The 23,021-nt window shown below is 44.0% G+C and carries 17 protein-coding genes; all 17 read right to left on the reverse strand.

Annotation, left to right across the window (positions count from 1 at the left end):
- Genes tssM through AC6R16_RS13175 form a run of 17 tightly spaced genes read right to left on the reverse strand, consistent with a single transcriptional unit; the run spans window position 1 to window position 22,845 of the window.
- Window positions 1-3,378, reverse strand: coding sequence for a type VI secretion system membrane subunit TssM (tssM, locus tag AC6R16_RS13095; RefSeq protein ID WP_500674640.1), 3,378 nt, complete (start codon window positions 3,376-3,378; stop codon window positions 1-3).
- Entirely contained in the window at window positions 3,375-4,580 is a 1,206-nt protein-coding gene (gene icmH, locus AC6R16_RS13100; RefSeq protein ID WP_500674641.1) for a type IVB secretion system protein IcmH/DotU, read from the reverse strand. The genes tssM and icmH overlap by 4 nt, the downstream gene beginning before the upstream one ends.
- Window positions 4,581-4,584: 4 nt before the next feature.
- On the reverse strand, window positions 4,585-5,916 hold the full coding sequence (gene tssK, locus AC6R16_RS13105) for a type VI secretion system baseplate subunit TssK (protein ID WP_500639099.1): 1,332 nt from the start codon (window positions 5,914-5,916) through the stop codon (window positions 4,585-4,587).
- A 20-nt stretch (window positions 5,917-5,936) separates the two neighbouring features.
- Window positions 5,937-6,419, reverse strand: coding sequence for a type VI secretion system lipoprotein TssJ (tssJ, locus tag AC6R16_RS13110; RefSeq protein ID WP_500674642.1), 483 nt, complete (start codon window positions 6,417-6,419; stop codon window positions 5,937-5,939).
- Entirely contained in the window at window positions 6,419-7,363 is a 945-nt protein-coding gene (locus AC6R16_RS13115; protein WP_500674643.1) for a type VI secretion system-associated FHA domain protein, read from the reverse strand. Before AC6R16_RS13115 ends, tssJ begins: the two co-directional genes overlap by 1 nt.
- 3 nt (window positions 7,364-7,366) lie before the next feature.
- The gene (locus AC6R16_RS13120; protein ID WP_500639096.1) at window positions 7,367-8,089 is read right to left on the reverse strand and encodes a transporter substrate-binding domain-containing protein; all 723 of its coding nucleotides are present in this window, start codon (window positions 8,087-8,089) and stop codon (window positions 7,367-7,369) included.
- Window positions 8,077-9,084: an ABC transporter substrate binding protein gene (locus tag AC6R16_RS13125; protein WP_500639095.1), complete on the reverse strand. Its 1,008-nt coding sequence runs from the start codon at window positions 9,082-9,084 to the stop codon at window positions 8,077-8,079. Before AC6R16_RS13125 ends, AC6R16_RS13120 begins: the two co-directional genes overlap by 13 nt.
- Window positions 9,081-11,624: an MFS transporter gene (locus AC6R16_RS13130; protein WP_500674644.1), complete on the reverse strand. Its 2,544-nt coding sequence runs from the start codon at window positions 11,622-11,624 to the stop codon at window positions 9,081-9,083. The genes AC6R16_RS13125 and AC6R16_RS13130 overlap by 4 nt, the downstream gene beginning before the upstream one ends.
- A 25-nt stretch (window positions 11,625-11,649) precedes the next feature.
- The gene (gene tssH, locus AC6R16_RS13135) at window positions 11,650-14,262 is read right to left on the reverse strand and encodes a type VI secretion system ATPase TssH (protein ID WP_500674645.1); all 2,613 of its coding nucleotides are present in this window, start codon (window positions 14,260-14,262) and stop codon (window positions 11,650-11,652) included.
- Between the two features lie 57 nt (window positions 14,263-14,319).
- A complete protein-coding gene (locus AC6R16_RS13140; RefSeq protein ID WP_494505035.1) occupies window positions 14,320-15,249 on the reverse strand; it encodes a type VI secretion system baseplate subunit TssG in 930 nt (309 codons plus the stop codon).
- A 15-nt stretch (window positions 15,250-15,264) separates the two neighbouring features.
- Complete coding sequence (gene tssF / locus AC6R16_RS13145; protein WP_500674646.1) at window positions 15,265-17,016, reverse strand: type VI secretion system baseplate subunit TssF; 1,752 nt, start codon at window positions 17,014-17,016, stop codon at window positions 15,265-15,267.
- Entirely contained in the window at window positions 17,009-17,434 is a 426-nt protein-coding gene (tssE, locus tag AC6R16_RS13150) for a type VI secretion system baseplate subunit TssE (protein WP_494505033.1), read from the reverse strand. Before tssE ends, tssF begins: the two co-directional genes overlap by 8 nt.
- The gene (locus AC6R16_RS13155) at window positions 17,434-18,831 is read right to left on the reverse strand and encodes a type VI secretion system contractile sheath domain-containing protein (RefSeq protein WP_500639092.1); all 1,398 of its coding nucleotides are present in this window, start codon (window positions 18,829-18,831) and stop codon (window positions 17,434-17,436) included. Before AC6R16_RS13155 ends, tssE begins: the two co-directional genes overlap by 1 nt.
- Before the next feature lie 55 nt (window positions 18,832-18,886).
- Window positions 18,887-20,365, reverse strand: coding sequence for a type VI secretion system contractile sheath large subunit (tssC, locus tag AC6R16_RS13160; protein WP_500639091.1), 1,479 nt, complete (start codon window positions 20,363-20,365; stop codon window positions 18,887-18,889).
- Complete coding sequence (tssB, locus tag AC6R16_RS13165; protein WP_004748702.1) at window positions 20,365-20,868, reverse strand: type VI secretion system contractile sheath small subunit; 504 nt, start codon at window positions 20,866-20,868, stop codon at window positions 20,365-20,367. Before tssB ends, tssC begins: the two co-directional genes overlap by 1 nt.
- Before the next feature lie 19 nt (window positions 20,869-20,887).
- On the reverse strand, window positions 20,888-21,409 hold the full coding sequence (locus AC6R16_RS13170; RefSeq protein WP_069666239.1) for an Hcp family type VI secretion system effector: 522 nt from the start codon (window positions 21,407-21,409) through the stop codon (window positions 20,888-20,890).
- A 29-nt stretch (window positions 21,410-21,438) separates the two neighbouring features.
- Entirely contained in the window at window positions 21,439-22,845 is a 1,407-nt protein-coding gene (locus AC6R16_RS13175; protein WP_500674647.1) for a type VI secretion system protein TssA, read from the reverse strand.
- Window positions 22,846-23,021 lie beyond the last annotated feature (176 nt).

Below are 23,021 nucleotides of genomic sequence, written 5' to 3' on the forward strand. Positions count from 1 at the left end.
TTAAATGCTGGCAGGAAGTGAGAAAGCAGAGAAGAAGTTCGGAACAAATGGGTTATTTTGCCCTTGCGTCTTAATGCTTAATTCAACCTGACTATCGTCATAAACAAACTTCACGGTGGTATCTTGAGATGTTGTCGATACTACTCTTGGTTCAATCAACTTGAACCAAGCCCAGCTTCCAGTGAACTTCTCATCGGCTACCTGCGTTTCTTGCGCTTGTAGTTTGAATCCAATTGAGTCTTTGTCTACGTCTTTTGCTGACCACGTCTGCTTGCTCCATAGCCTTGGGCCGTGTTGATAGCTAAACAGAGACTTCTCTGCAATGATAGAGAACTGAGTAAGGTTCGAGCTCATCTCCAGCGCTTTAAGTTGGAATTGAAGCGTTAGGTTTTGCGGATCTTGTAAGAAAAGCGCATTACGAATGTCCGTCGCTTTGCTAATCATCTGCCAAACGTTAGGGTCAAGTGCCAATCCTGAGTTCGGTAGTAACCCCGGCAAGAAAGGCGAGCGTTCATCGGTAGAGAAACCTTTTAGTTTGCTCTGGTAGAACTTATCCAATACACCATTACTCTTAAAGAAAGAGGCGACATCGCTGGTTGTTGCATCCACTGAAGCGGTTTTATTAAATGGATAGTACGCTGCAATCGTATCTTGATAGGTTTGGAAGACCTCGCTTTGCCAAGCCGTGTTGAGATAACCATGTGCCAGTAGCATCACCATTTCATTTGCCTGCGTAGTCACGCCAGCAATGATGTCGAGTGACAGCTGAGGCTGTTTTTCAGTTTGTTTTGCGACAGAGGAAACAGGGTTACTCACCTTTAGCTCTGCGGTCAGGGTCGAGAAAGCAAGCTCTTGAGGCTTGTCTGAAGAGTAAAACTTCTCTAGATATGTCTCCATTTCTGTAAATTGGCTTAGCAGTGTATCTATTGCTTTTGTACCCTGTTCATTGGCTTCCACTTGCTGGTGGTAAGGCATAAAGGCAATGTAAATCTGGCGAGCAGACTCTTTCTTATCGGCATCTTGAGCTGGTGGCTGCGCTTCGCCTTCGGCAGCTTTGGGCACTTCAATTTCTACTGACGTGTATTTGCTGATCGTGCCATAAAGCTGAGCTAGTGGGTTATTTGATGCCGTCGTAAGCACAGATAGTGTATTTTTCAGTGTGTCGGCACTATCAACGTTGTTAGCGAGAATATGAGAGGTGAAATCTCGCCAGTAATTAATGTAGTCGTTTTGATACATCTGCTTAAGGTCGCGACTAATACGGTAGAGCTCTAGCGCACTTGGAGAGCTACCAGCAACCCCTTCATATGCTTGCAATGCTTCAGTAAGAACAGGCGATCCTACTGAAAGGTCAAGCTCGTTAAAGCCTGATGGAGTGTACAAATAGGGTACTAAATAACCGACATAATTTGGTGAGAAACTAAGCAGTTGAGAGAAGTTTGAACCCAACTCTTGACGCACATCGACGCGTTTAGAGTAGGTTGGCGAGTTTAGGATATGCTCGTATAGCAGAGTCTCAACACCAGTTTGGTTGATGACTTTCTTAGCTAACTTCTCAAGATCAAAATTGGCTTTAGTTGGAACTAAGTCTTGAGCGAATACATCATCAAGCAAAATTTTAAGCTGAGCAAGGTTTACACTGTCTGCTTCGCCTTGGTCAGTGAGAGACGACATAAAGTAACTTTTGAGTTCTTCAATGTTGGTGCGCTTAGGATCGAACAGCAGGCGATAGTTGTTCAATAAAGATAAGGTCTTGGCTTGATCTTCTAGATTGACGTAGACAAACAGATCTTTTTCTAAGGTGTTTTCCATCGAAGGAATAAGAACACGAGCTAGCTCGTCGAAATAAGCGGCTTCCACTTCCTTCTTAATGCTTGAACTTGGCATGAAGGGCAGGGTGTACCAAGGGTCTGGTTGAAGGTAGAGTGCGTAGATACGGTTGAGAGAATACAAGTTCGGGATATTGTCCGCCATGTTCTCAATATCGTAAGGTGAAGCAGCGATCGCCTCTTTATAGCGCTCTAGCATGTTATCAGCTCGTGTTTCACGCGCGTTTTGGTAGTCAAAATCTAACTTAATAATCGCTAAGGTGGCGATTAGGAACACGGCACAAAACACGGTGTAAGCACCTTGCCAGAATATCAGCATATTCTCTTTGCGTCGGTTAACGCCAACAAGCTCATTTTCATTCAATACCACGTGGTTCATGATGTGCTGAGCAAACAGGGTCTGAGTCACTGGAATTTGTTGGTGTTGCTGGAACTTCTCATTGCCTAAAGACTCATTGATGACATTAGCCAGCAGATCATACTGCTTTTCACCGGAGCCGCTGTGAGTGAAATAAAATCCACGGAAGTTGAGACCATTGCTTAGCTGATCACCGCGATACAGTCTTTGCAAGAAATGCCACAAACTTTGTTTTAGCAAGCCAAACTGGTAAGGCGCAGCACAGATAGAGTTGCGATATTCTTGATTAAGCTGTGAAGAAAGCGCGCTGCTGGTGTTAGCAATCAATTGGCTGATTAAATGGTCATACTCCTCGTGATACCAATCGGCATCGATACCGCCATTTTTAAGGACTGGAGACGTTGCGCCAAATACATCGTTGCGTTTGGCTTCATCAAATGCAGAAAAGAACTGACAGAAATCGTTCACCTGACCCATGTTAGTGATCAGGTTATACACGGGCAGATTCAGTCCGAATGTATCATTGAAGGTTTTAATGGTCGATTTAACGTCATCAGCTCGCTGAGTGAGTTTTTCTTGGTTGCCCAATAACGTTGCGACTTCGGTTGTTAACAGCAAGCCGTTTATAGCCTGACGCGGACGCCATTTATTGAGGCTGTCTGAGAGCGTTTTCAAATATTGAGGCTGCTGGTCTTCACCCATACTAATGGAGATGAGAATCGAGTGTTCGCTTAGCCAGAAGAGAATGGGAAACTCGATGTCATTACCGAAATCATCAACTTTGTACGCCTCGTATCCCATTTGTGTAATGATGCTTTTATCTTTGCATGGGTCATCGCTCAGCAGCAGGTAGATAGGTTGGTCGTAACGACTATTGAGCCTTTTCTTACGTTTTTGAACGCCAAGCATGCGTTTAAAATGCAGAGCCAAGAGTTTGCTTCGTTTCTGAATCAGCAATCTTTGTTGATCGGAAGTTTTACTTTCACCGCGCTTACGCTGCATCAGCCAGTAGGTGAGTAAACCGATAAGGAGACCCGTGAAGAATGATAAGGTCCCACCGAGAAGAAGTTTCTCCGGATAACCTAGCCACCAGGTTAAGGCGCCACCTATCAGCATGACAAGCAAAGCAAGCACTATAGACCAGACAAGGCTGCGCTTTCTTGAATTCTGTGCGGGTTTAGCGTCACTCATCGTTGTTGTGCCTCTTTATCGTTTTTATTGTCGTTCTGTGTGTTTCTCACGATGATCGGTGTGAGCTGGTCTTTTTCTACATACCAGCTTTTGATGTCTCTTGCTTGTTCCGAGGACTCACTGCGTACGATAACGCGGAAGTAGGAATCAAATTCGTCAACAACAGCCTCGTATTTTGAAGGTGCGAGTGTAGAGACAAAGTTTTCAGCGTTTTTCTTCGAAGAAAATGTTGCTAATTGAACTAACCAAGATGAATGGCTGGTACCTAAATTAGGTGGCGCCGGAGCGTCGACTAGTTCAACTTTACTTGCGCGTTGGGGCATGGTTTCTAAGTCAGCGTCATCACTGATAAAGACAATATCATTCACTTGGCCTGACATAACATAGCGGGCACTGAAGTCCGGTAAATTGTTAAAATCGCGAGCTCGCTGCGAATGGGTCTTGTTGTACCAGAAATAGGTAAGGCCAATACTGGTAAAGACAAGGCACAGGAAGAACACAGTGGTGATGAAGTAGCGTTTACGACGTGTCGGTTTACGTACTTTAGGCAGTTTAATTCGAGTACGGCAATGTATCGCGCTCGTTTGTCGATACTGGCTGATCAACTGTTCTAACTGATGAATAAATGATTTTAACTGATCATTTCCAGTTTCTCTGTACTGTCCCTTAAATCCAATATTTAGGAAAATGTAGATGATTTCCAGTAGGTCAATCATCTTATGTGGCTGTCTAAGCGCTTTATCTGCGACGGTAAAAAACAGCTCACCGCCATTTCTCATTCCAAACAGTTCGCTAAGCAGGGTTTTGTTCTCCCAGCCTCTCGATTCCCCCCATTCGCTGTAAATAATCAGTTCGTCTAAGACGACGGCATAGAGGAAGCAGAGCTTATCGATGACTGCGACAGGGTAGGAAAGCTCAGCGCCTTTTGTTTTGATGTCATTAATCCCGTCAACTAGCTGATGACGTAAAGTCGTGACGTCTTCTGGTTCGGGAAGCGTAGAGACTTTTAATGTGATCGCTAATAGTTCGCTGCTTATGTTAAGTAGCTGATTTTCTGCTTTGTCAAAGTAGTGCAGAAATTCGCTACGCCCGCGGCTGGCATCAACGGAGGTCCATGTACTGTCGCTGACATCGTCTTCCTTAGCGACGAACTCGGATTCCTTTGCATCCCAGACTAGGGTTTCTTCATCCAAATAGTCCATAGCATTATCTCAGGGCGTAAAGCATAACTTCGAGGTCTGCGATACGAGTATCGACATGTAGAGCAATCGCATCGCGGTTTTCGAGCATTTCTAACCACATGCGGTCGGCAGTGTCGACTTCAAAGTAGGACACGCCCTGCATTGGTTTAAGTTCACTCGGGGCGACCGGCAATGGCGATAGAGCGATACCCGATAGGCCATTTCGAACGATCTCAACAATACGAGCATTGTTGCTCAACTTAGCCGCGATAGGGAACAGCTCATTGAGTTCAGCACTGCTAATGGTCGACTTAACAGAGAGAACAAATCGACGATTCGACACGCTTGCAGTGTCTTTGATTAATGTTCTGAGTAATCGACGACGTTCGAACAAAGAGCTATCCCAAGCAAACTCTAGAACCGAGTCTTGTTGAACAAGCGTGAGCATATTGCGCAGAGAGGCGAACAATGGGTTAAAACTCTCGTAGAGCTTGTGATACTGCAATGGCTGACATGGGTCTGGTATGGCTGGAGTTAAAGCCATGATCTGAGCTTCGAATTTACGCAGCTCACCGTAGACTTGGTGTGTTTGCAGCTTTGGATTGCTAATAGAGAGATCAAACCACGGGAGCCAACTGTTCAAGGTTTGCAGCCACAAGTAATCTTGCATCATCGATTGTGGGCTTTTTTGACCTTGGCCAGCCTGAATTCGCTGTAATAGGGTTGCAGCGCGATTTGCAGTAAGTGCGTGTATTTCTTTTAAACGTTCAAGTAGAAGTTGAGAGGCGCCGTAATGTAAACAAGCTGGAATAAACGCGCGATCAAGGATCACTTCACCGGCTTCGGTGCATTCCAAAATTTTGGCTACAGGGATAAGGGTAAAACCAGAGGTATCTTCACCTTCCAACTTGATAGAGATATTCAAATGAGCAACATCGATCTCGACGCTCGCATTTTCTGAAGTCGAAGTATCAAATACATTAATAGAACGAGACAGGTAACGGCCCTGATCCGATTGCTCTTGTCCGTAGTCATTATTGCCCTGCAAAGAGATAGGCAGGGCAAGGTATACTACTGTTTCAATGCTTCCTTGGATGACATCTCTGGCAACTTCATGCTTCATTTCAAATTGAGTACCGTCAGGAAAAACACCTGCGCTACTAGCGATAGAAAGCTTACCAATTTTTAATAATTCGTGATTGATGGTGAGTTCTGTCACACCATAAAAGGGAGCAAATCCAGCAAGAGTCTCAACGTTCTGACGAACATAGTTCTGTACGTAGCGATCCTGTTGCTGAAAATGTTGTGGGGCAATAAACATGCCTTCTTGCCAAACTACTTTTTTAAACGCGTCCACGTTAGTTCCCTATATACTGACTAAAATACTTGCCACCAGCTGGATTCAGGTGTGACTATTTCTAATGAGGCTTTTGCCCCTTGTATGTTGAGCTGCAGATATTGATCTGCTTGGACTGGCAAAGTGGAAAATGCCTTTGTCTCACTATTTTGGTAATCAACGAACTCGACAAGAACGGCAACGTATTGCGTCGTTTTGTTGATGTCTAATACTTGCTCGGTACTCGTGTCAGGAAGTATTACTGGCAATACTTGTTTTGACACTAGGTTTGCGCTTAATAGCTGAACATCGTTTGAGTACAGATCAATAAACGGTAATTGCTTGAACATCTGTACATCTGTTAACTGATACAACCTAACGACCACAGGGTTTGCAGTGTTTGAATCAGAAGGATTCATCGTTGCGTCTGATTTTATTGCTAAGTTGTATTGAGAAACGACAGGGACTGGATCAGAAGAGCACCCAGCTAACAAAAGTACTGCCGCTAAACACCACTTTCTCATCAACCTTCCTCTCGCTGTTTCTGCATGTTTTCCAAAAACAATGCTTTGAACTGGCGACGAAAGTCTCCATTTTGCTGTCGGTGTTGGAAGTGCTTACGATAAATCTTCCAGTACTTTTTCTCTTTGTTGCTGAACAGTCCGCCCGATAAGTACTCACTAAATTGGCTTTCGAGTTCTTTAGGAGCGAACTCATTTAAGAACTGATCAACGGTTTTTTCTAATGCATCAAACAATGCATCATGGTGTAGCATTGGGTTTTGCAAATACTGTTGGTTTTTCTCAGATAGCGTAAGTAGTTTCTCGATAGACGCTTCCAGCTGAGTATTATTGCTTGGCGTATCGACAGGAAGATACTCAAGATCAGTGGCTTGTTCGAAGGTCTTCGTTTGCGCTACTTCATCAACCTCGACGTGAGCAGCAATTTCGTCGCTATCTAAATCTTCAAACGGGTCTGAGGCAAAAGGATCATCGCTTAGAACATTTTTATGTGAAAACGAAGCACTGTTTTGTTTTGGTTTTGGCGTTTCTGTTTGCTCTAAGAACTCGGTCTCGTCATCGTTAAGGTTTAACTCAAATGGCTGAGAGAAAATGTCGTCATCATCTTGTTGAGGCGACTCAGTATTTGATGACACAAGAGTGGAAACAAGCATAGTGTAGTTTTCTACTTTAATAATGTCTCCGTCATTGAGTGGGTACTCTTTATCCTTTATCATGACTTTGTCGTTTATTGAAGCGCTATTTTGACCACGACTAATCAATACATAGCCTCGATCAGTCAGGCGGACTTCGCCGTGAGTACGGGAAATGCGTTTGCTTTGGTCGGGTAAACAGATATCACACGCAGGGGCACGACCAAGGGTGCCTCCTGATTCTGGAAGATACACAACTCTTGAGGCTACAACCTCTTCAGTGGGTACAGAAATCAAATGGATACTGACGGCCACTAGTTACCTCTCACATTTAGATACGGCTGCATTGAATGCAGATAAGAAACCAGAATACTTAGTTAGGAAACGATTCGAAAAATAGACGCCCATCGGTTTAGTCTCGAGAACTTGATACTGGAAAAAATCGCTCGGTAAACCTGCCTCATCTAACTCACTTTTGAAGACCAAATCATCTTCTAAAGCAATGTCAATTTCCCTTTGTTTTAAAAGCTTTAGTAATACTTTAGCATCTCTAGGCTGTTTGACTACGTTATAGCCGTTACGTTTTAGCCAAAACCACTTATTCGACCCAAATTTAGCTGAGAACTTAAGGTTGAGCTTTGACAATTCATCAATTTTAGGCTCGACACCTGGGCCGAAATACCACATGAGCTTCTGTTCTGCGATAGGTGCTGAAAGTGTGGCGTACTCGTCGCGTTCGTCAGTCTGAGTTGCAATAAAAAAGCCATGCTGAGCACCACTGTGTACGCGTAGCTGCGCGTCAGACCAACTGGTCATTGTTAGTTGGTATGGTTGGCCCATTTTTCCAAGGATGCATTTTACTTTATCCAGTGCTATGCCTTGCATTTGTCCGTGCTTGTACTCTTGGTAAGGCGCCCACTCTTGGGTGGTTAACAGTAATCGAGCTGGTCCAATGCTAGTTTGTGCGAAAGCATGGGCACTGCTAAGCAGTCCCATCATAATCATTAGGCAGAAAGTAAAACATGGCATCATTCTGACCATTCATTTCCTCCAATTAACTCGGAAATCTTTAAAATTGAAACAGGGGGATAATAATCCAAAGTGCGCGCGGCACCCACATTGACGATGTATGAATACTGGCTAAGTGGCTCAATAGGCAAGTCTTGGGCTTTACGTTTGTTGCTCAAGATTTGTTCTGCTTTGTGTCCAGCAAATTCACCAACGTTATAATAACGGCTAACTATACCAAATAGCGCGTTATGATTGCGAATAGGGGATTCAGTTGCTGAAAAAGTAGCTATTCCTTGGGCGTGAAGGCTATCTACGATGCCTTTTCCTTGGCTGATGATGTATGAGTCGGGCGGTAAATAAGCAAGTTGGACCTTATCTTCCAGCATAGTATCGATCACTTTTGATAGTGAGCTTAAGTCTGGTTTACCATCTTTAGTGCGCAGAGGGTACAAATAAACATCCATCCCGAACTTCGCAGATAGCATTTGTATCTTGCGTGCGGTTATCACTGCGTTGTTTTCTAACGGGTTGAATACGATGCCCATTGTCGAAATATTGGGTAACTTTTGAATCGCATTAAACTGAACCTGATGGGGCACAATATGGCTCACACCAGTAAAGTTACGATGCATGGAGCCGTCGTCAGAGATGATCTTTGAGCCAACGGGATCTGTCACGATACTAAAGACCACAGGGGTGTTGCTGTGTTGTCTAAATGACGTTGGTTTGTCTTCGGTGCCTAAGAGCGAGAGCGTCGTTGTGGTACCAAACGTGTACACAAGGTCTGCGTCGTATGAGTCTATGTTATTAATATAATTAGATAACGTTTCCCTGTCTCTTTTAGCGTCAAGTAAGGTGTAACTTACAGGCATTTTACTTGATAGATATTCCATAAAGCCTTTTTCAGCGTCAGTAACACCTCGCCATAAGATCATGACAACATGCTTTTTCTCTGCTGCGAATGCCAACGTTGGTACTGAGAACTGCGTGACCAAGGTGATCAAAACTAAGATTAAAACTCTCATTTTGCTACCTCTAGTTGTCTATCTTTTTTAGTGAAGAATGCGTAGAAACCCACCAACACCGTCGAGCTGATAAACAGCGTGATGCCAAACAGTATGATGGTGTCTTGGAAACCAAATAGGCTGAGGCATAAGCCCGCTAGCATTGGTCCTGCAATATTTCCGATGCGCTCGGTTAGTCGGAAAATACCGATTGTTTTTCCTTTATCGATCCCCTCGTTGGCGAGTAAGTCCATGACCAATGGAATTTGTGGTGAGACACTGATGCCGTGTGCAATACCAATTAGAATAACGATCATTAATAACCCCATCGTACCTGGCAGGAAGACGATGTTGACTAAGGCTAATGCTGAGAGTAGTCCACCAAATACGATGAACTTAATCTTGTTATCCCAACGATCTACGAGGAAAGCACTCAATGGTGAAATGACAATAATCGCGATGCCGTAACTCATCATGACACGACCCGATACTGCACTGCTTTCGCCTAAATACTGCAAATAAACTGGGCAGATGTAATAAAGGAAGCCTGTGAGAACGACCTTGGCCGGTATCGCACTGAAAAAAGTAATCAGTGAGAAGTATTTGTTGCTGAGTAAGACTTTAAAGTCATTGAGCCGAACTGGCTTACTTTGAGCGTTTGAGCTGCCGCGGCTGAAAAAGCTCATAACAAATAAAACGCTAACCAAGGCTAAGACAGATGCGAGCATAAAGGTAACGCTATAGCCAAGCTTGTCCGCTAAGATACCACCGATTGCCGCGCCACACAGAGAACCAGAGAAAAACGACGATAAGAAGGTAGACATACCTTTAGTTCGGTTTTTTGTCGTCGTAGTATCAGTGATATACCCTTGGGCAGAAATGAAGACGATACCATAACCAACTGCCGTATAAGCTCTCGCAATAAGTAGAAGCTCGAGTGTTTGACAGATAGCAGTAAGAGCGAGGCCTGTACTCGTGATTAAGCCTCCGACTATTAAAGACTTGCGACGGCCTACTTTATCTGACCAATAGCCAGCGAAGGGTAGGGAAATTGCCCAACAGAACATAAACAGAGAGATAGGTAAGCTGGTGACTAAGCTTTCAGGTATCCAATCTTGCGAGCGAGATAAGCTGGCTACAAAGTTTGGGAAAAATGCCAATGAAGCCGCCTCTGCAAAAACCAACATAAACAGTGGCAGTCGAATAAAGCGATAGTCTTGAAGATTTTTAACCTTAAGCTCTTTGTTTGAATGTTGTCTTTGGATAATCGAGTTGATGCTATGAGTCACACGCCCAAGCTCATCTTTGGCAGAAATTCGCGCGAGCCACAATGATGCGCCAATTTTTGAGTCTGTTAGTAATTGCTTGATCTGGTGCCAAGGTTTTATGATCATGAAATTACAGACAAAAAGTATAATTTCGATAACCACTAGGGCTGAAGCGATAAGCACCGTTAACATATCCATTAAGCTATCTTCGATTAACTGAGGGATAATGTTCATGTCGGTGGTCATCTTGATCGATGTTTGTGAATCTGGGTCGATTTCCAGATTTACTGAAGATGAATGGTCGTTACCCGTAAAGTTATTCGGGTATTGATACAAAGACGTTTCAGCCTGTTGAAGCTCAATAGAGAGCAGTTCCTTATGCTGATTAAGATACTCAGAAAACTCGTCTTCGAGGCCGTAGAGTCTATCTAGGGGCACACCTTGTTTGAGCAGCCTTTGGATCATACTGCTGAGTGTGTCACCAATGACGATGGATTTTTGTTCTAACTGTGTTTCGTAAGTAGTCGAAAACTTATCGAGTGCCTGATAAGAACTCCCCACATTTGAAGCAATAGTCAAAACGATAGCCAATGCAATAATGAGTAGTGGGAAATATTTATCTCGAACGCGTTGCCAACCATTTTTTCCCTTTTTAGCGAAAAAGCGTTGATTGGCATTTTCAATAAGCTCTTTATCCGTAAGCCCTGGCTGTTCAAGGGTTTCAGAAATACCTTTCAGCTTCTTTAACAAAAAGTCTAAGCCAGTGTATAAGGCAAAGTAGCCAATAAAACATGCAATTAACACCCACATTAAGGTGTCAAACAGTTGTTGCATAAGAAGCGTCTGCTTAATGCTGTCTAAATAGCCGCTGGAGTAGTAAAGCTGAAGAGCACCTTCTTTAACATCAAAAGTATTGGTGATGTCAGACGCGATAAGTCGTTCGTTCTCAGTGGCTTCACCAGCAGAGTAGAGGACATCCCCTTTATTGTTGACGACTTGCATTCGGCTAATTCCGTCAACAAGCGATAGGCGTCTCTCTAAAAGAGATTGGATGTTTGAAATAGAAGAAAGTGGCAGGCCTAAACTTATAGCCTGCTTAATATCGTGATCGGTTTCGTTTAAGACGACTTGATAAGTCGAATCACTGGTTTGGGTTAGTCGTTTCTCAAAATTTAGATAGTTTAATGTGCTGTTTAAGCCATTGGAAAACAGTAAGACTGCGAAAATCGCTAACACGAGTTTGACTCTTAACGAGAAAAACGTACGACGTGAAGTGACATGGTTACTGCTCATACTTACTGCTTTCCTTGGCTACTTGTTACTTAATGGTTAGCTCAAAACCCGCTGGGTTTGATGCTGCAACAACCGAAACTTGAGAAATAGGCTGTTGTTGGCTCAGGCGGCTGATACATTCTTCCGCCAACTTTGGCATCAGAGAACGGTTGATGATCTGTTCAACGGCGCGACCACCTGTTGTTGGGTCCGTATTTTTGTTAACAACAAAGTCGACAAAACCCTTATCCCAAGTGAAGCTCGCTTGATACTGTTCAGCCAATTTTTTCTTAATTCGATTAAGAGAAATTTCGGTAATCTTCGATAGCTCTTCATCGTTAAGTGGGTAATAAGGCACGATCGTGGTACGGCCCAAGAATGCTGGCTTAAAGTAATGTTGTAAGTCAGGGCGAATGCTTTCTAGAAGCTCTTCATTGGTCATACGTTCTTCACGATCTTCACACGCATCACAAATCGCTTGGTCTGCTGCGTTGGAAGTCATAATGATAATGGTGTTTTTGAAATCGACCGTGCGTCCTTCACTGTCTTTGATATGGCCTTTATCAAAGATTTGATAGAACAAATCGTGAACACCTGGGTGTGCTTTTTCCATTTCATCAAGGAGAAGAACAGAATAAGGGTTGCGTCGAATTGCTTCAGTCAACACGCCACCTTCACCAAAACCAACATAACCAGCAGGAGACCCCAAAAGCATAGAGATCTTATGTTCTTCTTTAAATTCGGTCATGTTGATCACGGTTAGGTCATTGCTTCCTCCGTACAGTTGCTCCGCAAGTGCCATGGCTGTTTCTGTCTTACCAACGCCACTTGGACCACACATGAGGAATACGCCAATTGGTTTGCGACTGTCTGTGAGCCCTGCACGAGAGATACGAATAGCTTTAGCAAGCTCTTGTTTTGCCACATTTTGGCCGATAACACGCTTATCTAGCTCTTCCTCAAGCGAAAGCAATCGAGCAATCTCATCACTCATCATGTTGCCTACTGGAATACCTGTCCAGTTAGCAATGATTTGGGCAATCGTATTGTCATCGACCATTGCATTTACGAGAGGCAATTCACCTTGCAATTCGTGAAGTTTGTCTAGCGTGTCATTGAGAGCCGTCTGCTTGGTAAGATCGCCTTTCTCTTCACCTTCTGCGTTGCTAATCTCATCTTGCAAAGCCTTGATTTGATCAACCAATTCAACTTCTTGTTTCCAACGAATGTTCAGGGCTTCAAGTTTTGATTCATTGGTTTCAATTTCGCCTGTTATCTCTTTAATCTCATCTTCAGCAATACCGAAAAGCGCATTCTCTTTTTCCAGAGCCGCTTTTTCGTTCTTTTGATAACGGATCGTTTGCTCTAAAGATTCGATAACTTCAGGTTTAGCGCCTTGAGTCAGGGCAATACGTGCACTGGCCGTATCGAGCAGGCTGATCGCTTTGTCTGGTAACTGACGACTAGGCAGGTAACGAATAGACAGGTTGACCGCTGCATCAATGGCGGTTTCAGCGATGAAAGCACCGTGGTGTTTTTGTAGTGAAGCTGCTACGCCGCGCAGCATCTGTTTTGCATCTTCTGCATTAGGCTCTTCGATAGAAACCACTTGGAAACGACGAGTAAGGGCAGGGTCTTTTTCAAAGTACTTCTTGTACTCAGCCCAAGTCGTTGCAGCGATTGTTTTGAATTCGCCGCGCGCTAAAGCTGGTTTAAGTAAGTTTGCCGCGTCATTCTGACCAGCAGCACCTCCTGCACCGATGAGAGTATGAGCCTCATCAATGAATACGATGATGGGTACTTCACTGTTTTTCACTTCGTTGATGACGTCTTTAAGTCGGTTTTCAAACTCACCTTTAACGCTTGCTCCGGCTTGAAGTAATCCCAAATCCAGTGAATGGATTTGCACACCCTGAAGTGCTCCTGGGACTTCATCCGCTGCAATTCGAAGTGCTAGCCCTTCGACAACGGCTGTCTTACCTACGCCCGGTTCACCGACCATGATCGGGTTGTTTTGACGCTTTCTACAAAGAATATCGATGGCCTTGCGAACTTCGGCATTTCGGCCAGATATTGGGTCAATATTGCCGTCAATCGCTTGCTGAGTTAGGTTAATCGTATACTTACTTAGGGCATCGTTTGCTGACGGTTGGCCTGCTGGTGCACCACCTTCGGCTGCCGAAGTTTTGCTACGAGCAACAGCGGTTTTGTTAATCAACCCTTGTAATGACTCTAGTGATACGGATTGCAAACTTTCTAGTTGAAGCGTGTTTAGTCCCAATACGTTTTGTTGCAGCAACGCCTGTATCAAATGCAAGCTGATCACTTCGCCGTGGCCGAAGTTTACTGACGCGATCATCCATGCGTCTTTAATAAGTTCGGTTAAGCCATGACTTAGAGTAGGTTGCCCTTCACTTCCTTTTGGAAGTCGAGCGATCTTGGTCGAAAGTTCATTAACAATTGCGTCTTGAGACAATTTCTGAGATTGCATCAAGTTACTCAAGTTAGCATCTTGCTGAGAAATTAATTGCAGTAACCAATGCTCAATCTCGATGGAAGGAACGCCTTGGTTCATGGCTGCGCCAGCAGAGACTTCAAGAGCCTGTTTCAGCTCAGGTGAAAGCTTGGCGACTAAATTTGTTAGTGTTACTTGTGTCATACGGTTTTCCTTGTATTTCGAAGCATCAAAACAACGAAGCTACGGAGTGTTTTTCCATTATTTGAGCAAGATACTTATCATTTTGTGCGGCTTTCTTTCTGGAGCGAGGCAATCAACCTCTCCCAGTTTTGCTGCACGGTTGATGTTGCTGGAAAGTGTAGGTCGCGAAAGGTATTCGCGTTTAACCTTAAGATAAATCGAAACTGGAGTATTATCGCGAAGGTAATGCTGAATGAGTTCACGCATACTACTTGCAAGCATTCGATCATTTTGAATATCTAAAAGGTCTTGTTCATTGGCTGGTTTTATCGATACAACCAAATGATTAAAATGAGTCAAACAGGTTTTTCCGATTAGAAACCCTTGTCCAACACGGCTGTTGTAATTGCGATTAACGCCGAGTTTGGTGAGTGAGTCTAATGGAAGTTGACGGCGCTCTTGGTGCTTCGCTGAGACTTCAACCTCATACGGGAAATAGTCATTCAGCATTTGTTCCAAGCTGCTTAAGTTACGGCTATTTTGTCCCAGTAAGAATGAGTATTGGAAAAAGTTACCGTGTTCGTCGTTAAGTGCAGCTATGTGGTTAAGTAGACGCGACTTTTCAGGATGCAGCTCATTTTGAACCACTAACCAAGGAGAGGTCTCCAGCTGAGCGACAAGTTCAAAATACCTCTGATTGAATACATCGAGAAAGTCTTTTAAAGCATGGTCGTCGTCATGCAGAGCTGCCAAAAGTTCTTCATAAATGTAGTAAGGGATTACACCTTTAACGCCCGATAACGCTTGCTTAGCAAGTCTCAGCTTAGCGTTATTGTTCTTTAAAGAAAAATACTGGATTTCACTTGCATCACCGGTTGGCATTGCTTCGGCTTTTAGTACCAAGCGAATCCGCTGATCTGATTCAGAGATAAAGTGCGACAGTAAACGCATCGCTTGAGCGAAATCGTATTTTTCAGTGTTATTGGTTAGGTCATTGACTACTTTCATGATTTCCACCCAACTCTATAAAGCGCTCTGGCTACCGTGAATCTTTGGGTAGCGTTTAACGTAACCATCGCGGCCATAAACCTTTATCGACAGTTGGATGTAACGATCAAAACTACAAAACTGCTGGAAAAAGCGATTAAGAACGTCGCTGAAAACTAGAAAACCACTGGTAGTATCCAATGTAATCTCTATTTCTGTTCCTGGTGAGAAAACGTTTTTGCCAAGAATTCTTAGTGCAGACACTTGTGAACGGATATTGACGTTACGAATCGTCTGGATTTCGTCTGCAGAAATTTGACTGCGACTACATAAACGCAGCATTCTCTTTAACGCTTCTTCAGGATGTTCTGCATGAAGCAGGGAGACAAAGTTAGCATTCAGCAGGGCGATAAACTGCCAGTGCAAATGTGGGTCTTGCTCTCGTGAAATAGGCGCTGAGGGTGGATAAATAGGGCTAAACTCACCCGGCAAATCGATGCTCTCTAGACACTCGAAATCCCCTTGAACAGCACAAGCTCGTTTCCCGTTAGTACAAAGAAGCCGAGTACCGTACAGTTTATTGAACTCCAGGTCTTGTTGATTATTTAGGCTGATTGCGAGTCTGAATTCATTGTCGCTACCGCGAGTGCATTGCCAATGATCAGCTTTTGGATCCGAGCGATAGCTGTCTTTAAACAGAGGTGTGAGCGTTTTTTCTCCCATCGAGGTGATTTCATACACCTCGGTGACTTCAACGATCTCAATATCACCATCGCTGTGTGCGTCAGCATTGACTGGAATACTTAAACTACGCTGATCATAGGTTGTAGGCTCACCGGTTTGTTCGAACAAGTTAACCGCAGGTACAATATTTAGCTTAAACACTTGGTTATCGAATAAGCGCATAAACTCAGTCGGTAAGCTATGCATAAACAGGTTCAGAACAATATCTGATGTATCAAATTGCTTGATTGCTTGACCGAACTCTTTAAGACGGAAGAACTGACGTTTCTCTTTAAAGAAAAAGAATTCACTGATCAGTTGATAACCTGCAAACTGATTGCCTTTTTGGGGTAAAAACTGGAAGTTCGTATCGCTAATTCTACTTTTTAAACGCTCGGGTTCTAGTACCGCATGTTTTTCGCAGTCTGCATCAGAGATAGAGATAGCTTGAGTCTCAGCAAGCAATAGTTCGACCAGTGAATCTGCATTGTTTTCAAAACCTTGGACAAAAATGTCTAGGTCTTCACAATCTAACGACGAGAAAAATACATCTGGATCACCCGTCGAAAAGCTGAGCTGTATTACTGCCGTTGTTTGCTCTGTACCAACTGGACGATTGAACTTGAAAGGGGCACTAGAGGCAGTGGTATCCATCAACTTAAATGAGGTGGTTTTTAGTTCATCGATAGTAGTAAAGGTGCAGCTTTGACCTTGCGCTACGGCTGAGAACTGAGAACCCTTAGGCAGTATCACTGACTCGGCCAGATCTGCCTCTTCATCAAGTTGGAGATAAGCAATGCTCGGAACGGTTTGTATGTAGCTTGGGTACAAAACACCAAGCAAACCTTCAACCACTTCTGGCAATTGGTCTGATAGTTTTTTTTCGACTGTGGCATTGAGTAAAGCCACGCCATCAAGCAGCCGAGCAAGGCTTGGATCCTCGATTTGGCCTTGATGTATGTTTAAACGTTCAGCATGACTAGGATGCTGGTGTCCAAATTGTCCTAAAGCGCGTCGAACAAGAGTCAGCTCCTGTTCGAAATATCTTAATAACGGATCACTCATAACTGTCCTCCGTCATTAATGTTCTTAAATCATTCAGCGAAATTTTTGAGTCAAATACCAACTCGGTTTCTCCTTGAGTGGTTTTGGCCTTTGCAACGATGTTAAACGCGATGGCGTTTTCATTTTCTTTGCGTTCACCAAGTTCAACCATGACGTTGGTTAATCTTGGCTCGAAGTGTTTGATGTAGCTTTCTAAACGAAGCGCGAGTTGAGCTTGGTCTAGACTAGCGCTAAGTAACTGCACGTCCTCAATACCAAAACGAAAATTAGAACGCTGCAGTTCAACAAAGCGATCATCTATCTCGAGTAGAGATGCTTCCGATTCAAGAAGTTTCGTTAGGTTATACTTGATGTCCTCAATGTCGTCATTCGGACCAGAGTTTTCGTGTGGCTGAACAAAGGTTTTCCAGAAACTCATTACGCCACCTCATCCAGTTCAGTTGTCAGGACGACTTCGCCAGTGAAATGATCATACTGGTATTGGGGAACAATACGTAAAGTACAAGAAAAGCTTCCTTTGTGGTGCGGAGATTCTGTAACGCTTATCTTGGCGAAGCTTAGCGGGTATTTGGACAATGTTTCTTCGTTGGCAAATGAGACGTTGCTTGAGAATTTTTCAATCCAATGCGTTAAGAAAAGCTCACACTCTGATGCGGTATTGAAGCTACCTATCATTTCTCTCACTTGTACTTTTAAGTAATGAGCGATACGACAAGACATCAGGCTGGTTTGAATTTGTGTGAGCACTTTTTCGTTATCGGTTTGAGAGCTACTTTGCCAAATCGAATTGTTGCCATTGAAGTAAAACTTTTCGCTCAAGGCACTCTTCGTCAACGGAATAAATCCATTTTGCGCATAGAAGGTCGAAATTTGACCAAACAAAACGACATCCGTTTCAGGACGAGATAAAAACTGGCAGTCGTGATGCTCTAAGTTAACCAGTGCACCCTGAGCTTTATCGTTCCAGCGAGATTTCAAAAACCCAAACCAATTTACTCGATGATGTTCTCTCATGATGGTTGCAGCGAAAGCAAATGCAGCATTACCCCACAGACCTTGGCCTGCCTCGTTGTAGATAAATCCAACTTTGGCATTCTTATAACTGTTACGCATACGGATGGATGGCATGACCAGTCCAACAAACTTTGATGAAGCTTTTTGTCGTAGTTCTTGCCAAGGTTTGTAGTCGCTACCTGCAAGGATTTTTTCAATCCGGTTAGTATCGGATAACCAGTCTGCAGTTGGCTGTACAAAGAATTGTTCATCGGGAGAAAACAGCATAGGGCATAAGGTAACTTCACCTAGTTTACCTAATAGCTCCAAGGTGAATAAGTCGTCATAGTCCGCATCAAAATCCATATCAAGTGAGATTTTGTGAGTAAAAACAATGCTACCAAATGGGTGACCACCTAGAGTGTTGAGTTCTTTGTTGCCAATTTTGTTGTAAAGTTCAGACCCTTTGATGGTATAGGCTTGGTTGACGTCGTTTGAAATCTCGGACCAATCCATATCAAGCAGTTTTAGTTTTGTACGTTGCTTGTTGACGGGCAGCTTGGCTAAGCCTTCCAGTCCGAGCCAACTGCCGTGAAGGGTCTCAAAGTCTTTGTGGTGCAGTATCTCATCAAGCTGTTTTGAAATGCCGTTGTCTAGCTCGGTGATCAACTGAGCGAGATACACAGTTAAACGACCTTTACTTGTGAGTGCTTCCGGAGCAATCTCAGACAGCAGAGATAGCGACTCTTTCAAAAAGTCGTTGTCTGTGGTGTCTAATCCGGCAAAATTCCGTTGCCATTCTGAATCGATGTTCAAATTCATCATGTCCTGAGAATAGAGAAAGAATAGGCCGGACAAGTCCGGCCTGATTTCTGGTTTAGCCTGGAATCTTAGCTACCATTCGAACCGAGGTTGTCAGTTCTTCAAGTTGTAGCCATGGGCGTAGATGCGCTACCGCAGAGTAAGAACCTGGGCGGCCTGGTTGTTCTACAACCTCAATACGTGATTCAGCTAGTGGTGTTTTCGCACGTTGCTCATTGCCAATTGCACCAGCGTTGGTGTATTGGTCGATCCAAAGTTGAAGTTCACGTTGGATGTCTGGAGCCTCTAGGTTTGAGCCTAGTTTGTCACGGCCCATTACCTTCAAGTAGTGAGCGATACGGCCACTTGCCATGATGTAAGGCAGACGAGCAGAGATTGCAGCGTTTGCTGTTGCATCTGGATCAGTGAAAGTTTTTGGTTTTTGAGTCGTTTGACCACCAATAAACACACCGTAATTTGAGTTCTTGTAATGAACCAGTGGTAGGAAGCCTAGGTCGCTAAGCTCTTTTTCACGCTCATCCGTCAAGTTAACCTCAGTAGGACATTGCTGTACTAGGTCACCCGCTTCCGTTTTGTAGGTTAAGTTAGGTAGGTTTTCTACTTTACCACCATTGTCTAGACCACGAATCGCGGTACACCAGCCTGACGCGGTGTAAGCTTGAGTCATTTTAAGACCTAAATCATAAGCTGCATTAGACCACACTAGCTCATCGTTGTTTGCAGGATTTGGATTACCATCCATATCCGTACCTAACTCTTCGTAATCAAATAAGTTAGTGCTTAGACCTTTAGCGCCGTATGGCAGACGAGCCATAGTGCGAGGAAGCGTGAGTGTCACGTAGCGGGCATCATCACTTTCACGGAACGAGTTCCAAGCTGCATAAGCTGGAGAGTCGAAACCTGCCGCTACAGGCTTGCCTTCGTCAAATGTAGTGAAGTCGTTGAATTCAAACATTTGTGCATTTGCAGCAGCAACAAACGGTGCGTGACATGCAGCAGCAACTTCACCCATGTAGCGAAGTAGGGCAACATCTTCATCTTTAGCGCTGAACTCATAGTCACCGATAAAGGTGCCGTATGGTTCACCACCAGCAGTACCAAACTCACCTTGGTAAACTGCGTTAAATAGCGGGCTACGATCAATTGCAGGTGCGTCTTCGAATTGCTCTAGTAGCTCTTCTTGACTAAAGTCGACCATCTTGATTTTAAGATCGCGGCCTAGCTCACTCTCTTTGACAAGTTTTTGCAGACCACGCCAAGAGCCTTCGAGCTTCTGGAATTCATTTTGCTGCATTACCTGAGATAGCTGCTGTGAAAGCTTCTTATCGATCTCAGAAATTGCGTTTTCAATGGTCTTAGTTAAGTTCTTGTCCCAAGTCACAGTGCCAGATAGCGCCTGCTCAGCAAGGACAGAGAAAAGTTCTTTGGTAGTATCAGCCGGAGTCTGAGTCGTTGCTTCAATCGCTCTGTCTAGAAAACTAAGAGCACCTTCTGCAGCTTCCGGTTGGGCTTGATTTTCAGCTTCTGTGCTCATTATTCAGCTCCTTCTTTATTGATACCTAATTCTTCAGACAGCGCATTAATGGTATCAGCGCTTTGAAGAACTTCTTTAAGTAGCTTTTCTAGGTCACGAGAGCGGTCAGCTTTTGAAAGCAGAACCTTAAGTTGGTTACGAGTCTCTACAAGTTTTTTCAGTGGTTCAACTTGCTCAACAATAGCTTCCGGTTCGAAGTCTTTCATTGAGTTAAACTGTAGGTTGGCTTCGAACTGGCTGTCATCGTCAGCCAGTACGTTGTCAACTTTTAGGCTCAGCTCTGGGCCGACACGCTTCATGACATTGTCGAAGTTGTCTTTGTCGACGTTATAAAACGTGCGCTCTTCAACATCTTCTTTATCTTGCTTATGACCCGAGTAGTCACCAATTACCCCAACAACAAATGGGAGTTCTTTGGTTTCTACAGCGCCATTAGTTTCCACATCGTAAGTAATACTTACGCGGTTCTTACTTACGCGTTTGTGTTGGGAATTAAGTGCCACAATGGATCTCCTTATTCAATTACGCCGCAGTCGAAGTCACTTTAGCTGTAGTTGCATCGAAGCCAACTTCAGGGCCTTTCTCGATCTTACCGCCTTCACCCTCGATGTAGTACGCTTTAGAAATTTCAGTGTACGTTAGGCTGAATGATTCGTTTGGTAGCGTGCCGTCTGATGCAGCCATGTTGTAGCTAGACATACGAGCAGCTTTAAGCGTTAGGATTAGGTATGGATCAGCACCAGAACCTTCACGGTTAGGCTTAGTCATTACGATCTCAACAGTTTTACCTTCACCACCTGGTGCGTATAGGAATGTTGTTAGGTGAGGAGTCGCACCGTCACATCCACGTGTCACGTTTACTTCACCTAGTGCAACCATACCTTGGTCTGCGTTGTTAGCGTTACCGACATCAATGCCTACACCACGTACAGCATTCCAAGTGATAGTGTCGATAGCGAAGAAGCCATCTTTACCACCAATCTTTTCTACTGTTGCAGCGCCTTTAGGTTTTGTACCGTCGATTCTCATGAAAATAGAAGCCATTTTATTCTCCTTTGCTGATCAGCATTTGGTTACCACTCGAAATCATTCAGATTACCTGATGACTCAGTGGAGCTTGCTTCAGTTTGTGATGATTGATTAGTATCGGTCTTTTCCTGAGTTGGTATTTCTACAGGAGAAGTCTGATTAGTTGGTGCAGTTGCGCCATTTGAAGCAACTGCGGTTGGATTAACGATAGAGGACGTTGATATCGTTTTATCACTCAGATCAAGCTGATTTAAGTTATCCATCCCCGTTAATTGATTAATTTGTTGCATTACGCCGCTATTACCACCCGTCATTTCTTGCATTAGTTCAGGCAGGCTCATGTAACCCCAGCGTATCGCTCTCTCTAACAAGAACGAAATTGGGCTATGCGGTTCAGTTTGTTTAAAGAACTCAGAAATCCTTCTAAGCTCATGAAAAGCCTGATCTCGGCTCGCTATCTGGCCGGCACTCACTTGTATCTGTGTAACCGCGGCTTCAGGTTGCAATTGGGCTACAGCTTGTGGTGTAACGTTACTTGGTTCAGTTGCTGCCGCCGGCACATTAGCTTCAGGTGCTGGAGTGCTCTGGGGTACGCTTTCTTCTTGCTTTGGCGCTATGACCTCTTCGCTACGAGGGAGGTAATCACTATCTAGTGGCCAGAAAGCGAATTTATCTCCGTTTAGAAAGCGAATCGCGTTAATCGAATCGGCGATATTTGCTTTGGCGAAACGGAAGCTAATTGGGGTCACACCGACTTGTTGGCACTCTTTGGCAATAGCGAGTTCCGCTGCAGTAAAGTTTTGATAAGCTTCAGAGAGCAAAAGCACCGTCTGTTCAACGTCACTATTGTGCAGCTGTTGGGCTTTCTTCTTAAGGTCTTCAAGCTCACCTGCGCGTTCTGCTCGCAGGTAGTCGCCGAATGTAATGTCATCAATCAAACCGATAAGCTGTAATGGCATAAACAGTGCTGTTGAGTCGTTGCTTTCACCGACCAATTGCAATAATGGCTTGATACGGAAATCTGCGATCTCTTTTAGCCTACCTTGCTCATCGTCACTCTTAATTTTGTTGTCCGGCAGAGTGGGGTGCAGATTGCCCCAGAACTCTTCGATGAAGCCTTTTAGTACTTTAGTTGAGTCGGCTAGGTTCTGATATGGCTGCGCGGTGAACAATTGGCTTGAGATATACCAACCAAGTAACTCAAGATCTTTTGTTGATTGGGTGAGTGCTTCAAACGTGCTGTTGCGCAGTTGAGTCCAATTAGAATCATTGGCGTCTAGCAAGGCCTCATCGCTAGAAGCGTCAGGTGTTTCGATAAGCTGTCGGAACGAGGACTGCGCGGCATTATAGCTGTTACGTAACGCGCGATAGATCGAGCGATCAAGTTTAAGGTAGTTACCAGTAGGGGATTCTTCTGAAATGGGAGCCAACAAGTGCGCAATATCTACCATGCATTTTCCGTTACGTAATTATTGTAATTTGGTTAACGTAAGCAATTGTTAGAATAGTAATTTATTAGTCATTGCTCACAAATGATAGTCTAGGCTTATTTTTAAAAAAGGCTCGTCCAAATTTATTATTTACGCAAAAAGGTGACATACATCTAGAAAATTGGACGGAGCACGCT

The organism is Vibrio sp. R10-SG3-ISO10 (assembly GCF_059834185.1).

What these genes read in the sequence shown, in the direction of transcription:
- AC6R16_RS13130 (WP_500674644.1), bottom strand. Translation starts at nt 11,624, where the DNA reads ATGAGCAGTAACCATGTCACTTCACGTCGTACGTTTTTCTCGTTAAGA.
- AC6R16_RS13155 (WP_500639092.1), bottom strand. Translation starts at nt 18,831, where the DNA reads ATGAATTTGAACATCGATTCAGAATGGCAACGGAATTTTGCCGGATTA.
- AC6R16_RS13120 (WP_500639096.1), bottom strand. Translation starts at nt 8,089, where the DNA reads ATGGTCAGAATGATGCCATGTTTTACTTTCTGCCTAATGATTATGATG.
- AC6R16_RS13170 (WP_069666239.1), bottom strand. Translation starts at nt 21,409, where the DNA reads ATGGCTTCTATTTTCATGAGAATCGACGGTACAAAACCTAAAGGCGCT.
- AC6R16_RS13175 (WP_500674647.1), bottom strand. Translation starts at nt 22,845, where the DNA reads ATGGTAGATATTGCGCACTTGTTGGCTCCCATTTCAGAAGAATCCCCT.
- tssE (WP_494505033.1), bottom strand. Translation starts at nt 17,434, where the DNA reads ATGAGTTTCTGGAAAACCTTTGTTCAGCCACACGAAAACTCTGGTCCG.
- AC6R16_RS13125 (WP_500639095.1), bottom strand. Translation starts at nt 9,084, where the DNA reads ATGAGAGTTTTAATCTTAGTTTTGATCACCTTGGTCACGCAGTTCTCA.
- tssC (WP_500639091.1), bottom strand. Translation starts at nt 20,365, where the DNA reads ATGAGCACAGAAGCTGAAAATCAAGCCCAACCGGAAGCTGCAGAAGGT.
- AC6R16_RS13140 (WP_494505035.1), bottom strand. Translation starts at nt 15,249, where the DNA reads ATGAAAGTAGTCAATGACCTAACCAATAACACTGAAAAATACGATTTC.
- icmH (WP_500674641.1), bottom strand. Translation starts at nt 4,580, where the DNA reads ATGGACTATTTGGATGAAGAAACCCTAGTCTGGGATGCAAAGGAATCC.
- tssJ (WP_500674642.1), bottom strand. Translation starts at nt 6,419, where the DNA reads ATGAGAAAGTGGTGTTTAGCGGCAGTACTTTTGTTAGCTGGGTGCTCT.
- tssH (WP_500674645.1), bottom strand. Translation starts at nt 14,262, where the DNA reads ATGACACAAGTAACACTAACAAATTTAGTCGCCAAGCTTTCACCTGAG.
- tssM (WP_500674640.1), bottom strand. Translation starts at nt 3,378, where the DNA reads ATGAGTGACGCTAAACCCGCACAGAATTCAAGAAAGCGCAGCCTTGTC.
- tssF (WP_500674646.1), bottom strand. Translation starts at nt 17,016, where the DNA reads ATGAGTGATCCGTTATTAAGATATTTCGAACAGGAGCTGACTCTTGTT.